Source organism: Marinobacter halodurans (assembly GCF_004327985.1).
Classification (GTDB): domain Bacteria; phylum Pseudomonadota; class Gammaproteobacteria; order Pseudomonadales; family Oleiphilaceae; genus Marinobacter_A; species Marinobacter_A halodurans.
In genome coordinates this window covers 1-1,087 of record NZ_SJDL01000146.1, presented here as the reverse complement: position 1 = coordinate 1,087, position 1,087 = coordinate 1, and the positions used below count along the sequence as shown (strand labels likewise).

Here is a 1,087-nt window from a genome sequence, read left to right as displayed (position 1 = left end):
GGCGAGATCGGTGTTGAGTGGAAGATTGCTCGGGGCAAACGTTGGCGATTCGATACGGGGGAGATCCCTGAGTTCGAGATCCCGGGGGCGTTTAATCTGCATGTCCATTTCCTTGGGTGCTGGGTCAGCGCAAATCCGTTGCGCGAAATCCTGCCTGCTCTGGAGAACCGATCCGCGGTCGGGCAGGTGTCACGGCACGGTAATAAAATCGGGAATCGTGTGCAAATGCAGTGAATGACGTCGGTCAGCTCGTGTTTGTGGGCCGGTGGAAGGATCCGGTTCACTCACCCTTCCACCGGCATCGCAAACAGCACGATCAGCAACAGCACCAGCGCCTGGGCGCCATAGGACATCATCAGGAACTGGCGCCGACGGCCCGTGGCCACCTTAGCCGCCAGAACCGCCGCGGAAATCGCCTGGAGCATGTAATAGAACGCAAAGGCGCGGGATGCCAGGGCAACCACTTCAAAGATGTTGCTGTTCCAGATCAGTGCCACGGCGAAAATGGCGATCACGAGATAGCTCACCCGCGCGGGCAGCCGGCCCCGGGATTCTTCCTCGGCGACGCCGCCGGCCCCGATGGTATCGGCGATGGCCGCGCTGAACTGGCTCATGGCGGCGGCCACCACCAGCATCAGCGGCAGCACGACCGTAATGTCCCGGGACAGGTCGATGATCGCCGTTTCGTTCGGCGCCATCCCGGCAAACTGGGCCATCAGCGGCATCGACAGCGCCACGAACACCACGTAGATCACGCCCGCCAGGATCTGCGCGAACAGCATCGAGCGGCTCCGCATGGGCGCGTCGTAGGTGGAGGCCAGGTATTTGGAGGTTTCGAAGCCCTGCACGATCAGCAGCATGCCGGCCAACTGGCGCAGCCCTTCCCAGACACCGGTGGCCGGCAGCGGAAGGTCGGACAGATCGTAACCGTGACTGCCGTCGTTGTAGATCAGCCCCGCCAGCAGCGAGGCGATGATAGCCAGCTTGATGGTCACCGAGTATTCCTCCAGCCGCTCCAGCCCGTGCAGTCCCCGTCGCCAGCCATAAAGCCCGATGAACAGCAGCACCCCCGTCGCCAGCACATCGG

The 1,087-nt window shown here is 62.6% G+C and carries 1 protein-coding gene; it reads right to left on the bottom strand.

Going from position 1 to position 1,087, the window contains the following annotated elements; all coding sequences use genetic code 11:
• Positions 1-284 precede the first annotated feature (284 nt).
• Positions 285-1,087: hypothetical protein (locus EZI54_RS24710; RefSeq protein WP_165495874.1), on the bottom strand; the 803-nt coding region annotated here is incomplete at its 5' end.